The sequence below is a fragment of the uncultured Maribacter sp. genome, from assembly GCF_963974015.1.
Classification (GTDB): Bacteria; Bacteroidota; Bacteroidia; order Flavobacteriales; family Flavobacteriaceae; genus Maribacter.
In genome coordinates this window covers 56624-70246 of record NZ_CAXBBZ010000002.1, presented here as the reverse complement: position 1 = coordinate 70246, position 13623 = coordinate 56624, and the positions used below count along the sequence as shown (strand labels likewise).

The following is a 13623-nucleotide window of genomic DNA, read 5'->3' as shown; positions in this document are numbered from 1 at the left end:
TTCGGCTTAAGTTAACATACCACCGTCTACATTTAAAACCTGACCGGTTACATAACTAGAAAGATCTGATGCAAAATAAAGACATGCATTGGCAATATCCTCTGGAGAACCGCCTCTTTTTAAAGGAATACCATCTCGCCAGCTTTGAACAGTTTTTTCATCAAGTTTTTCTGTCATTTCAGTTTCAATGAAACCTGGTGCAATTGCATTACACCTTATATTTCTTGAGCCTAATTCAAGTGCCACAGATTTTGTAAATCCAATCATACCTGCTTTTGAGGCAGCATAATTTGTCTGACCCGCATTACCTTTAACGCCAACTACACTACTCATATTTATAATAGAGCCGCTACGTTGTTTTAGTAAAGTTCGTTGAACCGCCTTGGTCATGTTAAAGACCGATTTTAAGTTGATATCTATTACCGCATCAAAATCTGCTTCAGACATACGCATAAGAAGATTATCTTTAGTAATACCGGCATTATTGATTAAAACATCAATTCTACCACCGAAATCCTCTAAAACTTTAGCAACCAATTCTTCAGCTTCTTGAAAGTTAGCTGCATTACTTTTATAAGCCTTGGCATTAACGCCTTTAGCTTTCAATTCTTTTTCTAACTCTAAAGCAGGAGCTTCGCTCGAGCTATATGTAAAAGCAACATTTGCTCCATGATCAGCAAATACTTGGGCAATACCCATTCCTATTCCCCTACTTGCTCCTGTAATAATTACATTTTTATCTTCTAATAATTTCATAAGTCAATCATTTACTTAAGGTCGTTTACCAAATATACCTTTTGTTTGAATTATAGGCTAAAAAAAATCCCGCTACAAACGGGATTTTATATGATTAATATGAGTTCTTAACCCATTACTTCTTTTACTTTCAAACCAATTTCAGCTGGAGAATCTACAACGTGAATTCCACATTCTCTCATAATACGTTTTTTAGCTTGTGCCGTGTCATCACTACCGCCTACAATTGCACCGGCATGACCCATGGTTCTACCAGCAGGAGCAGTTTCACCAGCGATAAAACCGACAACTGGTTTTTTACTTCCACTAGCTTTGTACCATTGTGCGGCATCAGCTTCTAATTGACCCCCAATTTCACCGATCATTACTACACATTTAGTCTCAGGATCATTGATCAATAACTCGACCGCTTCTTTTGTAGTAGTTCCAATAATTGGATCACCACCAATACCGATAGCGGTTGTAATACCTAAACCTTGACGAACCACTTGGTCAGCAGCCTCATAAGTCAATGTACCTGATTTAGATACAATACCTACATTTCCTTTCTTAAATACAAAACCTGGCATAATACCAACTTTTGCTTCACCCGGAGTAATAACACCTGGACAGTTAGGTCCAATTAAGCGACAATCTCTACTTTTTATATAATTCGCAACCATTACCATATCAGCAACAGGTATACCTTCTGTAATTGTAATAATAACTTTAATACCAGCATCTGCAGCTTCCATTATTGCATCAGCAGCGAATGCTGGTGGAACAAAAATAATTGTCGTATCAGCACCTACCTTTTCAACAGCTTCAGAAACAGTATTAAAAACTGGTTTCCCTAAATGCTCTTGTCCTCCTTTACCTGGTGTTACACCACCCACAATATTAGTACCGTACTCAATCATTTGCTCGGCATGAAAAGTACCTTCACTACCGGTGAAACCTTGTACGATTATTTTGGAATCCTTATTTACTAATACGCTCATACTACTGTAGTTTTTATTTTTAACAGAACAAAAATATAGGTTTGTTAATGAATTTTAAAGCATTACCAAGCTTATTTCTTGTCCAATTTTTTAATTATTTCTGGAATCTTCTTTATATATGCTAATTGCTTCAATTTTTCGCGGGACTCTTCTATAGGTGTACCAAAATAACTCTTGCCGCCAGCTACCGACTTAGTAACTCCGGTTTGCCCCATAATAACCGCGTTCTTACCAATAGTAATGCCACTATTGGTACCTACTTGCCCCCATAAGGTAACTTCATCTTCTATAATAACACAGCCTGCGATACCCGTTTGAGATGCGATTAAACACTTCTCTCCAATAACCGTATCGTGACCAACATGAACTTGATTATCGAGCTTTGATCCGAAACCGATGGTAGTATCTCCTGTTACTCCTCGATCAATAGTACAAAGTGCCCCAATGTCGACATTGTTTTTCAAAACAACTCGTCCACCAGAAATTAATTTATCGAAACCTTCAGGACGTTTTTTATAATAAAAAGCATCTGCACCTAAAACACTTCCTGCATGTATAGTTACATTATCGCCAATAACACAATTATCATAGATAGATACGTTGGAATGTATTAGGCAATTATCCCCAATAGTTACATTATTACCTATGAAAGTATTTGGTTGTATAACCGTATTCTTTCCAATTTTGGCCGTAGCTGAAATAGAATGGCTATTCGGAACAAAAGGTTGAAAAAAGGTAGTCAATTTATTGAAATCTCTGAAGGGATCGTCTGAAATCAGTAGTGCCTTTCCTTCAGGGCAGTCTACATTTTTATTGATTAAGATAATCGTAGCCTTAGACTTTAAGGCTTTATCATAGTATTTAGGATGATCAACAAATACAATATCACCATTCTCAACAACGTGAATTTCGTTCATTCCCAAAACCGGAAAATCACCGTTACCAACATACGTACTAGAAATGATCTCGGCAATCTGCTTTAATGAAAATATAGTAGGAAACTTCAACTGCTAAATTTGATTAGTATATAATGCCACGTATAATTACTCCTTCACACGCTCCATGTAAGAGCAGCTAGAAGTGTCTATCTTAATCTTGTCTCCTTCATTTATAAATAAAGGTACGTTTACCTCTGCACCGGTTTCTACTTTTGCTGGTTTGGTAGCATTCGTTGCCGTATTTCCTTTTACACCTGGCTCTGTGTATGTAACTTCTAAAACTACACTTGCCGGCATGTCAACAGATAATGGCATACTATCTTCTGTATTAAACAAAATAGTAACAATTTCACCTTCTTTTAATAAACCTGGTGCATCTAAAGAACTTTCTTGTAAAGTGATTTGATTATAATCATCCGTATTCATAAAATGATACGTATCACCCTCAGGATATAAATATTGATAAGAACGTGTTTCAACTCTTACATCTTCTATTTTATGACCTGCGGAAAAGGTATTATCCAATACTTTACCAGAAGTAACACTCTTTAATTTTGTACGCACAAAAGCAGGTCCTTTACCTGGTTTAACATGCAAAAATTCTATTATTTTATAAATATCATTATTGTATCGAATACATAGTCCTTTTCGTATATCTGATGTAGATGCCATTAGTGTATTTTATTAATATTGTTACTAAATTTATATATGAAGTATGTCTTAGTTATTGCTAAAATAACCTTTCATAATTCCACGTTGAGAATCACGAATGAATTGTAGTATTTCGTCACGTTCAGGAGTTGCCTCCATTTCCGCTTCAATAATTTGTACTGCTTGTGAATTATTGTAGTTTTTTTGGTAAAGAATTCTGTAAATATTCTGAATCTCTCTAATCTTATCAGAAACAAAACCCCTTCTTCTTAAACCAACAGAATTAATACCTACATAAGATAATGGCTCTCTAGCCGCTTTAACATATGGCGGCACATCTTTTCTAACTAAAGAACCACCCGTAACAAAGGCATGTTGACCTACAGAAACGAATTGATGTACTGCAACCAAACCTGCAAGAATAACATTGTCACCTATAGTAACGTGACCTGCTAATGTTGAATTATTAGAGAAAATACAATTATCACCTACAAGACAATCGTGAGCAACATGGCAGTACGCCATTATCAGGCAATTTTTGCCGATAACAGTTTTCATACGGTCAGATGTTCCTTTATGGATTGTGGCACACTCTCGAATAGTGGTGTTATCACCAATAACTACAGTTGTTTCCTCTCCATCATACTTTAAATCTTGTGGAGATGCAGAAATTACAGCACCCGGAAAAATATTACAGTTTTTCCCGATACGAGCACCTTCCATAATGGTCACATTAGAACCTATCCAAGTACCATCACCAATTGTTACATTGTTGTGAATGGTAGTAAAAGGTTCAACTACGACATTTTTAGATATTTTAGCGCCCGGATGAATATAGGCTAAAGGTTGATTCATTCTAAGTTCTTTTAACTATTTGCGCCATTAATTCTGCTTCACTTACCAATTTGTCATTTGCGTAGGCATATGCTTGCATATGACAGATACCTCTTCTGATCGGTGTAATTAAACTACAGTGAAATATTAATGTATCGCCCGGCAATACTTGCCTTTTAAATTTTACTTTATCTATTTTCATAAACAAAGTCAAATAATTTTCTGGATCAGGTACGGTGCTTAAAACCAAAATTCCACCTGTTTGTGCCATAGCTTCTACTTGAAGTACACCCGGCATTACTGGAGCCCCTGGAAAATGACCAACGAAAAATGGTTCGTTCATCGTCACATTTTTCATACCCACTACATGTTCTTCTGATAACTCGATAATACGGTCTATTAATAAAAAAGGAGGCCTATGAGGTAACATATCCATAATCTTATGAATATCCATCAATGGTGGCAAGCTTAAATCGTACTTCGGAACTTTATTTCGTTTTTCTAATTTGATAATTTGTGAAAGCTTCTTCGCAAATTGGTTATTTACATAATGACCAGGCTTATTGGCTATTACCTTACCTCGTATTCGTGTACCAATTAAAGCCAAATCTCCAATAACATCTAAAAGCTTATGTCTTGCAGCTTCATTTGGCTGGTGTAATGTTAAGTTATCTAAAATACCATTAGCTTTTACAGACAGTTTCTTTTTATTAAAGGCCTTTTCTAACTTCGTCATTGTGTCTTGAGATATCTCTTTATCCACATAAACGATAGCGTTGTTTAAATCCCCTCCCTTTATTAGTCCATTTTCTAATAGCATTTCTAACTCGTGAAGGAAACTAAAGGTTCGGGCATTTGATATTTCAGATTTAAAATCAGAAATTTTATCTAAAGTTGCATTTTGAGTCCCTAGAACTTTGGTTCCAAAATCTACCATCGTCATCACCTGATATTCGTCTGAAGGAATAATTGTTATTTCACTACCCGTATTTTCATCTTTAAATGAAATAACTTCTTTAACAATGTATTCTTCACGAACTGCATTTTGCTCAACAATTCCGGCATTCTCCAATACTTCTACAAAAAACTTAGAGGAACCATCCATAATTGGAGGCTCTGCAGCATTCAGCTCTATTAATACATTATCTATTTCAAGACCTACTAAAGCCGCTAAAACGTGCTCTGAAGTTTGAATCTTTACGCCATTTTTCTCTAAATTGGTTCCCCTTTGCGTATTCACAACAAGGTTAGCATCAGCAGGGATAATAGGCTCTCCTTCCAAATCTACCCTTTTAAATGCATAGCCATGGTTCTCATCTGCTGGTAAAAACTTAATGGTAACATCGCTACCAGTATGCAAACCTACTCCAGTTAGACTTACCGCTTTACCAATTGTCCTTTGTTTTTTGTTTGTTGTACTCATCGTCAGTCCTTCTTTTCTAAAGTGTCGATTCTACTAATTATTTTTGATAAGTTCTTAAAGTGAACATATGATTTGTTGTAATCACCATAATTTAAAGCTGGTGAACCTTGCAAAACCTCATGGTCTTTTACATTTCTACCTATACCTGACTGTGCCTGTATTTTCACATAATCACCAATCATGATATGACCTACAATACCAACTTGACCACCGATCATACAATGCTTACCGATTTTGGTAGAACCTGCAATTCCTGTTTGAGCGGCAATTACTGTATGTTCACCAATCTCAACATTATGTGCAATTTGAATTTGATTATCTAGCTTCACTCCTTTTCTCAAGATAGTAGACCCTAAGGTTGCACGGTCAATAGTGGTACCTGCCCCTACATCTACATTATCTTCCAAGATAACATTACCTGTTTGTGGTACTTTAATGAATTCGCCATTTTCATTTGGCGTAAACCCAAATCCATCTGCACCTAAAACCACTCCACTGTGAACTACACAATTATCGCCAATAATTGTTTCTGAATAAATTTTAGCGCCTGCAAATATGGTAACATTATTACCAACCTTTACATTATCACCAATATATACATTCGGATATACCTTTACATTATCACCAAGCGTTACATTATTTCCTAAATAAGCAAATGCACCAAGATAAACATCAATCCCATAGGTTGCAGTATCCGATTTAAAAATAGGCTCCTCTACACCTAATTTATTATTTTTAACTTGGTTATAGTACTCCAATAATTTGGAGAACGATTTATAAGCATCTTCAACCTTAATTAAGGTAGTATCTAATTTATGTTCAGGAATAAAGCTTTTGTTCACTATAGTAATAGAAGCCTTGGTTTTATAAATGAACGAAGTATATTTCGGATTTGCCAAAAAAGTAAGAGAGCCTTCTTCGCCTTCTTCTATTTTAGCAAGTTTATGCACGGCTATATCTGGATTTCCATGTACTTCTCCTTCTAAAATACCTGCAATCTGACCTGCTGTAAATTTCATGGGCGTAAAAGTAAGAAAAATAGTTAAACTGCTTCTTTTGGGTAGCACATATAATATTTGGTCACGGTTTTAGAAAGTGCATTCAAATTAAAGTGGTCCGATAATTTAGCAACATCTGTTATCTTTCCATTTTTCCTCAAGATATTAATATTCTGATGTTCTCTATCATAAGCCTTATTCTTTAACTCACCTGTAAAAACAAAATAAGAGGTTTCTTCGTCCGTTAGCTTATAATGCTTCCTAATTTTATTGAACTTATTCTTAAACTTGGTTTCGTTTATTGGCTCTTTCTTAAGTTTAATTTGCAAAAGCTTTCTGTTCAAAATCATTTCACATAGTGTAGATAGCACAAAATCATCAGCGTATTGCCATTCTTTTAATGCAGCCATAATATCGACATCATCTAATTTAGCAAACTTTGATAAGGTTAATCTATCAAAATTACTTTTATCGATATTTTGCGATAAAAAATAAAGTAATGCTTTACTGCAGTTTAAAGTTGTTCCACTTTTAATTAAAAAACGTGCTCTTTTCAAAATACTGATAAGCAATTGTTCGGCGACAACCCCTGTCTTATGCAAATACACTTGCCAATACATAAAACGCCTTGCCATTAAAAATTTCTCGACAGAGTAAATTCCTTTTTCTTCGATCACAAGATTACCATCAACAACATTCAACATTGTAATTAATCTTTCGGCATTTGTATTTCCTTCGGCCACACCTGTGTAAAAACTATCTCTTTTCAAATAATCTAAACGATCCATATCTAATTGGCTTGAAACCAACTGATTCAGGAATTTTTTAGGATGCTTTCCTGTGAATATTGAGATGGCTTCCGTTAAACTTCCGTTAAATCGTTCATTGAGTTCTTCCATAAACTGAAGTGAAATGAACTCATGACTTACACCTTCAACGATACTGTGCTCCATCGCGTGAGAAAAAGGACCATGTCCAATATCATGCAAAAGAATGGCCCCAAGCAGTCCATCGGATTCAGACTCCGTTATTTCAACTCCCTTGAAACGAAGTACTTGTATCGATTTCTGCATTAAATACATGCAGCCTAGCGCATGATGAAAACGAGTATGATGTGCACCAGGGTATACTAAATAGGATAACCCCATTTGTGATATTCTACGCAACCTTTGAAAGTAAGGGTCGGCAATCAGGTCAAATACAAGGGTATTAGGGATTCTAATAAATCCGTAAATTGGATCATTAAAGATTTTCAATTTGTTTGATGTCTTCAAGATAGATTTGTCTTTTCTGAAATTAACATTTCAAAGTTATACAAAAGCATCAGCATAGAATTTGATTATCGTCAAATAATAATACAATGAACAAGATAAAAATATTATGGGTAGATGATGAAATCGATTTACTCAAACCTCATATCATTTTTTTAGAAGCAAGAAATTATGAAGTAATTACCTGTAAAAGCGGGCAAGAGGCATTAGAAGAATTAGCGGAAACTAGAGTTGACATTGTTTTTCTTGACGAAAATATGCCAGGCATATCTGGTTTAGAAACCCTTTCTGAAATAAAAATAATTGACAGTTCTTTGCCTGTAGTGATGATCACTAAAAGTGAAGAAGAATTTATTATGGAAGAAGCTATTGGTTCTAAAATAGCTGATTACCTAATTAAGCCGGTAAACCCCAATCAGATATTACTTTCCCTTAAAAAGAATCTAGACCACTCTAGATTAATTTCTGAAAAAACAACCAGTAACTACCAACAAGAATTTAGAAAGATTGCCATGGATCTTTCTATGGTGAATAGCTACCAAGAATGGGCAGATTTATATAAAAAATTAATTTATTGGGAATTGCAACTTGAAGAAATTGAGGACAGTGGAATGTTCGAAATACTAGAATCCCAAAAAATTGAGGCAAATCAACAATTTGGAAAATTTGTTGAACGTAATTACCCCGATTGGTTTACTGATGTAGATGCCCCTGTAATGTCTCATACACTATTTAAAGAATGGGTTGCTCCAGAAATAAAAGACAAAAAAACATTACTAATTGTTGTAGATAACTTACGTTACGACCAGTGGTATGCGTTTGAAGATACTGTGAATTCATTTTACAAAAAGAAGAAAGAAGACTCTTATTACAGCATTTTACCGACGGCAACGCAATACGCTCGTAATGCTATTTTCTCAGGATTGACACCGCTAGATATGGAGAAAAAGTATCCTAATTGGTGGAAAAATGATACTGAAGAAGGTGGTAAAAATTTATTCGAAGACAAATTTTTAGGCGAACAACTTAAAAGACTTGGACTTGATTTAAAATGGGAGTACCATAAAATAAGTAGTCTAAAACAAGGAAAACATTTAAGCCAAAATTTTAAGGCTCAAAAAGATAACGACCTTACCGTAATCGTGTACAATTTTGTAGATATGCTTTCGCACTCCAAAACTGAAATGGAAGTAATAAAAGAATTAGCTTCTAACGATAAGTCTTATCGGTCTTTGACCACAAGTTGGTTTAAGAACTCACCCATGTTAGAAATTATACAGCAAGCGCAGACCTTGGGAATGAAGTTGATTATTACCACGGATCATGGCACCATAAATGTAAAATCCCCTTCAAAAGTGGTTGGTGATCGTGAAACAAGCTTGAACCTTAGATACAAAACAGGAAGAAGTCTTACTTACGAAAAGAATGAAGTACTGGCAGCCAAAGACCCAAAATCAATTTATTTGCCTAGTATAAATATGAGTAGTTCATATATTTTTGCGAAAAATGATTTTTTCTTTGCATACCCTAATAACTACAATCACTATGTAAGTTATTACAGAAACACCTATCAACATGGTGGCGTTTCTTTAGAGGAAATGATTATACCTTTTGTAGTTTTGGAGCCTAAATAAACTTGAAATATTAAAGCCTTTTAAATTTATTCTCAAGTGAAAACATACTTAATTTAAAATATGTTAAACGTTGGTTTTATGTAGTTTTTTGTCAAGGTATTCACATAAAAAATAAAATACAATAGACGAAATTAACGAAGCTAAAATATCAAGGTAGTCTAAGGTTGCATTGTAAATATACTTTTGAATCCAAATTTCATAAACTACCAAACCTAAAAATGAACCCAAAGCCAATCTAATGTTACTTGGAGATTTCTTAAATGACTTTTTAAAAAAGAAATACATGGGTACTGCCCAAAAATTAGGAGCTACATCGGCAATATAAAAATCAAAATAATTATTTTCATAAATAAATTCTCTGTACGGAAATCTAAAAATTATGAATATAATAACGGATACTATTAATAATAATATATATATTTTTTGTTGAATTCTCATACCAGCCAAAATCATATCAAGTTTAAACAAATCGATGCATCCAACAATATTGTTAGAGCTAATTAATTACAGCATCTTTAATAACAGTCAACCACTCACCCTACTCTTAGTAAGAGTGAAATTTCTAATTAAAACAACTGCAACTAAACTTTGCTATTTCTTTTTAAACATAGTTTTGTGTTGAAATACCATATAAAGTGGGAACGTTTAGTTCTCTCATAGTTACCAAATATAAAGATTAGCGCTCTTAATAATCAAATTGGCTCAAGACACAACTATGTTTAAGATCATTAAATAATCCTAAATGCAAACGCTACGAAAGTTGTAATAAAAATACATATCAACATGGTGGCGTTTCTTTAGAGGAAATGATTATACCTTTTGTAGTTTTGGAGCCTAAATAAATTTAAGCATATGGAATTCATATATCGTGAAAATGAGTTGAAGAAAATTGCTCATGAGATAATTCATAATACAAAAAGCAAAATTCTCGCATTTTATGCGCCAATGGGTGCAGGAAAAACAACACTGATAAAGGCATTGGTAAAAGCATTAGGTGGCAAGGATAATGTAAGTAGCCCAACTTTTGGACTTGTAAATGAATACGAAAATTTAAACGGAGAGCTTCTAGGTTATCATTTCGATTTTTATAGGCTAGAAGATGAAAACGAAGCCATGGATATGGGTTTGGAAGATTACCTGAGTACAAATGGGTGGGTTTTTATGGAATGGCCAGAAAAAATACCTAATCTAATTCCTACTGATACACAGATTATTAAAATTGAAATACTGAGTGAGAAATCTAGAAAATTAACACTCATTAATAATTCATAAAGCTTCTGATTTTCAAGGTAAAGCGTTTTTATTTTTTTTAATATCGTTTCAACTGAGTTTTTATTGTATTTTTTCGATGAAATACGCTCAAATCGATTAAATGTTCAAAAAATCAGATGAAATGCACAATTTTAACGTTTAATAGCATTTTGTTAGTATAATATTTCTTACGTTTGTAAGGAGAACTAATTCTTGTTTAACCAAAAACCCCTTGAAAATGAAAAACAAAAGAACTTTTCTTGCCTCATTGGCATTAGGTGTATTTCTTTTAGCAATGGCTGCACCGATTATTAATGTTGATAATCAACAACTTAGCCTTGATAAAAGTAAAATCAATAAAAAGATTTAGTTTGATTAAATTTAAAGGACGATTTAACATCGTCCTTTTTTATACTATAATTTAAGTTTTTGCGTTAGAACTTGGTAATCCAAGTACTAATGACTACAAAATACAAAAAACAGAAAGCCAAGAAAAAGATTTTTCTAGAATCTATATTGGTTTTTTTTATTGCTATTTCCCCTTTTCTATATAAAGTTTATGAATATTTACCAATTAATTCAGATGGTAGTATTTCTTTGCTATGGATTACATTAGAACCAAATGGATTCGAAGATGCATCTTTCTATATATGGTTTCTAACTACTAAAATAGTTCCCTTATATCTATTAATTTTTTGGTTCTTAACTTCTAGAGATTGGTGGTATCATATTATTATCATTCCAATTGCAATGTATGCCTTCCAATTATTCGAAGTAATTTTTGATTCAGACCTTCAAATAGAAACTGATAATATTTGGTGGTTGATTCCTATTTGCCTTATAACTATTCCCTTTGTATATTTCATTCGTATCAAACTTTATGATAAGCATGTTCATGGTATAGATTTGGAAGCTATTGATGCGGAGCTAGAGGAATTAAAAAAAAAGGGATTTAAAAGCGACAGTGTCTCAACCAACGAAGAATCAATTTCAAATAATGAACCTTTGGCAATACCATCTTTGTCTGAAGAATTAAATTCAAAATTGTCAACAGGTAACATTGAACATATGTTAAAAGGATTCCAAGAACGTATTCAGGGCTGGTTAAACTTCAAGTTTTAAATGCTTACTTCCACTAATACTTTAGTTGATTATTCATTTCCTTAAAAATTGTACATTTGAGTTTCAAATACTTAATTTGAAAAACGTACATTTTTAATTATGAGCCAACCCACTTCGCCATTTAGTAAACATCAATTACTTCCTCAAGAAGAAACATTAGAAGTTTTTAGGCAAAAAGGTGAATTATTTATCGGCATTCCTAAAGAAAATCAATATCAAGAAAAACGTATTTGCCTTACTCCAGATGCTGTAAATGCTATAACATCAAATGGGCATCGTGTACTTATTGAATCAGGTGCTGGCGAAGGTGCACATTATACCGATTTAGATTATACTCAGGCAGGTGGTGAAATCACCAAGGACACTAAAAAAGTATTTGCATGTCCGCTCATTTTAAAAGTGGAACCTCCTACCCTAACCGAAATAGAATTTATTAATCCACAGACCGTCATAATTTCAGCACTTCAAATAAAAACTCAATACAAAGAGTATTTTGAAGAATTGGCAAGAAAGCGAATTACAGCGATTGCCTTTGAATATATTAGAGATGATGAAGGCAAATACCCTGCGGTAAGGTCGCTCAGTGAAATAGCAGGTATTTCATCTGTTCTAATAGCCGCAGAATTAATGGCCGCAAATAATAATGGTAACGGGCTTATGTTCGGAAACATTAGTGGTGTACCTCCTGTAGAGGTTGTAATTATTGGTGCAGGGACCGTAGGTGAATTTGCAGCAAGATCAGCAATTGGTATTGGTGCGAACGTAAAGGTTTTTGACAACTCGATAACTAAACTTAGAAACATACAGACCAACTTAAAGCAAACCGTTTATACATCAACAATACAACCAAAGAACCTCTTAAAAGCACTTAAACGTTGCGATGTTGCCATTGGAGCCACTAGAGGAAAAGATAGATCTCCAGTAGTTGTATCTAGTTCAATGGTTGAACATATGAAAAAAGGTGCCGTAATTATAGATGTAAGTATCGATACAGGTGGTTGTTTTGAAACCAGCGAAATAACCAATCATAATAAGCCTACTCGAAAAAAGTTTGATGTAATTCATTATGGCGTTCCTAATATACCTTCGAGGTATCCAAAAACAGCTTCAGTTTCAATTAGTAACATTTTCACCCCTTATCTATTAAAAATTGGTGAGGATGGCGGACTGGAAAATTCACTTCGATTTGACAAAGGCTTAAGAAACGGACTCTACATGTACCACGGAATTCTTACCAACAAATCGGTTGGCGAATGGTTTGATCTACAATACAGTGATATAAATTTCTTGATTTTTTAGAATACTAACAGTATTCCTTTTCCTATCCTTTTAAAAAGGTATAATTTCGCATTCTTAAATAATTCAATAAAGAACTATAATGGATTTTCTTAAAAGGTTAGGTTTTTTCTTAATAGGCTTGTCTATCGGCATCGTTTTTCTAACCATGTTCTTAAAAAAGAAGTCAGAAGAAACAGGTGTATATTTTTGCTATCTACCAAATTGTCGAACTCTAAAAGATATTCGTTCGAAACCGATGCATTACAGCGATGAGGCTAAGTTAAAATTAGTTGAATATCAATTAGATTCTCTTGATGTAAAGTATATTTTAACTGAAGGTGATGTCGATTTCAGTAATAGTGACACCAAATCAGTTCCTTGCAAAACCTACATAGTAGAATCTGAATTAAAGGAACGTGAATGGAAATTCACTGTTCAAAATTGTAGAAATAAAGCCACTCTTCAACAAATAGAAATGCAATAGTAT

General features: G+C 33.8%; 15 protein-coding genes. 6 read left to right on the top strand and 9 right to left on the bottom strand.

All coding sequences use genetic code 11. From position 1 onward, the window contains the following. Positions 1-6 precede the first annotated feature (6 nt). The 8 genes from fabG to AACZ41_RS04720 form a co-directional block, all read right to left on the bottom strand. Positions 7-756, bottom strand: a complete 750-nt coding sequence (gene fabG, locus AACZ41_RS04755; protein ID WP_339627139.1) for a 3-oxoacyl-[acyl-carrier-protein] reductase — start codon at positions 754-756, stop codon at positions 7-9. Between the two features lie 107 nt (positions 757-863). Then, positions 864-1736 carry a succinate--CoA ligase subunit alpha gene (gene sucD / locus AACZ41_RS04750; RefSeq protein WP_091625704.1) on the bottom strand — a complete coding sequence of 291 codons (873 nt, stop codon included), beginning with the start codon at positions 1734-1736 and terminating at the stop codon, positions 864-866. Between the two features lie 71 nt (positions 1737-1807). Next, positions 1808-2743, bottom strand: a complete 936-nt coding sequence (locus tag AACZ41_RS04745) for a UDP-3-O-(3-hydroxymyristoyl)glucosamine N-acyltransferase (protein WP_339627136.1) — start codon at positions 2741-2743, stop codon at positions 1808-1810. A 36-nt stretch (positions 2744-2779) separates the two neighbouring features. Next, positions 2780-3346 carry an elongation factor P gene (efp, locus tag AACZ41_RS04740; RefSeq protein WP_339627134.1) on the bottom strand — a complete coding sequence of 189 codons (567 nt, stop codon included), beginning with the start codon at positions 3344-3346 and terminating at the stop codon, positions 2780-2782. Positions 3347-3394: 48 nt separating this feature from the next. Beyond that, complete coding sequence (gene lpxA / locus AACZ41_RS04735) at positions 3395-4180, bottom strand: acyl-ACP--UDP-N-acetylglucosamine O-acyltransferase (RefSeq protein WP_091625714.1); 786 nt, start codon at positions 4178-4180, stop codon at positions 3395-3397. A gap of 1 nt (position 4181) precedes the next feature. Beyond that, positions 4182-5582 carry a bifunctional UDP-3-O-[3-hydroxymyristoyl] N-acetylglucosamine deacetylase/3-hydroxyacyl-ACP dehydratase gene (locus AACZ41_RS04730; protein WP_339627129.1) on the bottom strand — a complete coding sequence of 467 codons (1401 nt, stop codon included), beginning with the start codon at positions 5580-5582 and terminating at the stop codon, positions 4182-4184. Between the two features lie 2 nt (positions 5583-5584). Further along, complete coding sequence (lpxD, locus tag AACZ41_RS04725; protein ID WP_339627127.1) at positions 5585-6601, bottom strand: UDP-3-O-(3-hydroxymyristoyl)glucosamine N-acyltransferase; 1017 nt, start codon at positions 6599-6601, stop codon at positions 5585-5587. Positions 6602-6624: 23 nt separating this feature from the next. Continuing rightward, positions 6625-7854 (bottom strand): HD domain-containing protein, encoded by a 1230-nt coding sequence (locus AACZ41_RS04720; protein WP_339627125.1) that lies wholly within the window; start codon positions 7852-7854, stop codon positions 6625-6627. 86 nt (positions 7855-7940) lie between these two features. Here AACZ41_RS04720 and AACZ41_RS04715 point away from each other — a divergent pair, with 86 nt between their 5' ends. Then, positions 7941-9485: a PglZ domain-containing protein gene (locus AACZ41_RS04715; protein ID WP_339627123.1), complete on the top strand. Its 1545-nt coding sequence runs from the start codon at positions 7941-7943 to the stop codon at positions 9483-9485. A gap of 63 nt (positions 9486-9548) precedes the next feature. On the opposite strand, the gene AACZ41_RS04710 is transcribed toward AACZ41_RS04715, so the two are convergent. Continuing rightward, a complete protein-coding gene (locus AACZ41_RS04710; RefSeq protein ID WP_339627121.1) occupies positions 9549-9923 on the bottom strand; it encodes a hypothetical protein in 375 nt (124 codons plus the stop codon). Between the two features lie 414 nt (positions 9924-10337). On the opposite strand from AACZ41_RS04710, the gene tsaE reads away from it, so the two are divergent. The 5 genes from tsaE (at position 10338) to AACZ41_RS04685 (ending at position 13620) form a co-directional block, all read left to right on the top strand. Then, complete coding sequence (tsaE, locus tag AACZ41_RS04705; RefSeq protein ID WP_339627119.1) at positions 10338-10757, top strand: tRNA (adenosine(37)-N6)-threonylcarbamoyltransferase complex ATPase subunit type 1 TsaE; 420 nt, start codon at positions 10338-10340, stop codon at positions 10755-10757. Positions 10758-10974: 217 nt separating this feature from the next. Continuing rightward, on the top strand, positions 10975-11106 hold the full coding sequence (locus AACZ41_RS04700) for a hypothetical protein (RefSeq protein ID WP_339627117.1): 132 nt from the start codon (positions 10975-10977) through the stop codon (positions 11104-11106). A gap of 89 nt (positions 11107-11195) precedes the next feature. After that, complete coding sequence (locus tag AACZ41_RS04695) at positions 11196-11858, top strand: hypothetical protein (RefSeq protein WP_339627114.1); 663 nt, start codon at positions 11196-11198, stop codon at positions 11856-11858. Positions 11859-11957: 99 nt separating this feature from the next. After that, on the top strand, positions 11958-13157 hold the full coding sequence (locus tag AACZ41_RS04690; RefSeq protein WP_339627112.1) for an alanine dehydrogenase: 1200 nt from the start codon (positions 11958-11960) through the stop codon (positions 13155-13157). A gap of 79 nt (positions 13158-13236) precedes the next feature. Beyond that, entirely contained in the window at positions 13237-13620 is a 384-nt protein-coding gene (locus AACZ41_RS04685; RefSeq protein WP_339627110.1) for a DUF4258 domain-containing protein, read from the top strand. Positions 13621-13623: the final 3 nt, after the last annotated feature.

Bases quoted from the DNA above. Each gene is read 5' to 3' on its own strand.
- AACZ41_RS04690 (WP_339627112.1), top strand. From the start codon at position 11,958: ATGAGCCAACCCACTTCGCCATTTAGTAAACATCAATTACTTCCTCAA.
- lpxA (WP_091625714.1), bottom strand. From the start codon at position 4,180: ATGAATCAACCTTTAGCCTATATTCATCCGGGCGCTAAAATATCTAAA.
- tsaE (WP_339627119.1), top strand. From the start codon at position 10,338: ATGGAATTCATATATCGTGAAAATGAGTTGAAGAAAATTGCTCATGAG.
- AACZ41_RS04700 (WP_339627117.1), top strand. From the start codon at position 10,975: ATGAAAAACAAAAGAACTTTTCTTGCCTCATTGGCATTAGGTGTATTT.
- fabG (WP_339627139.1), bottom strand. From the start codon at position 756: ATGAAATTATTAGAAGATAAAAATGTAATTATTACAGGAGCAAGTAGG.
- lpxD (WP_339627127.1), bottom strand. From the start codon at position 6,601: ATGAAATTTACAGCAGGTCAGATTGCAGGTATTTTAGAAGGAGAAGTA.
- AACZ41_RS04730 (WP_339627129.1), bottom strand. From the start codon at position 5,582: ATGAGTACAACAAACAAAAAACAAAGGACAATTGGTAAAGCGGTAAGT.
- AACZ41_RS04685 (WP_339627110.1), top strand. From the start codon at position 13,237: ATGGATTTTCTTAAAAGGTTAGGTTTTTTCTTAATAGGCTTGTCTATC.
- AACZ41_RS04695 (WP_339627114.1), top strand. From the start codon at position 11,196: ATGACTACAAAATACAAAAAACAGAAAGCCAAGAAAAAGATTTTTCTA.
- efp (WP_339627134.1), bottom strand. From the start codon at position 3,346: ATGGCATCTACATCAGATATACGAAAAGGACTATGTATTCGATACAAT.
- AACZ41_RS04715 (WP_339627123.1), top strand. From the start codon at position 7,941: ATGAACAAGATAAAAATATTATGGGTAGATGATGAAATCGATTTACTC.
- sucD (WP_091625704.1), bottom strand. From the start codon at position 1,736: ATGAGCGTATTAGTAAATAAGGATTCCAAAATAATCGTACAAGGTTTC.
- AACZ41_RS04710 (WP_339627121.1), bottom strand. From the start codon at position 9,923: ATGAGAATTCAACAAAAAATATATATATTATTATTAATAGTATCCGTT.